Origin of the sequence: Halomonas sp. SIMBA_159 (assembly GCF_046536035.1) — a bacterium.
GTDB lineage: Bacteria > Pseudomonadota > Gammaproteobacteria > Pseudomonadales > Halomonadaceae > Vreelandella > Vreelandella venusta_A.
Map to the genome: position 1 here is coordinate 1 of NZ_JAWJBT010000188.1, position 359 is coordinate 359.

A 359-nucleotide genomic window follows, 5' to 3' on the forward strand; every position below is an offset into this window, starting at 1 on the left:
GGAGGAAATAACTCTAACGCATACGGACTAAATACATTTGCTTTTGGTAATGGTTCAATAGCTGGTGTTAGCGGGTCTGGAGATGCAGTTTTTGGAGCAGTAGCATTTGGAAGCTCTACAGCATCAGGCAATTATTCTTTTGCTGCAGGACCAGGAAACAAGGCATTGGCAAATTATTCAGCATCTGTAGGACAAAATAATACAATCAATTCCGGAGCAACTGTTGCGTTTACTGCAGGTTATAACAATACAATCAACTCTAAAAATTCAGCAGCATTTGGATCAAGTAATATTGTGAATGCTACATATGCCAATCCGCAAAATTCTGTAGCAATGGGTTCTACAAATTATACAGATGG

The 359-nt window shown here is 39.0% G+C and carries 1 pseudogene; it reads left to right on the plus strand.

Features of this window, described 5'->3' with window-relative positions:
* A pseudogene (locus tag R0J87_RS18930) lies at nt 1-359 on the plus strand (hypothetical protein); the annotation flags it as partial.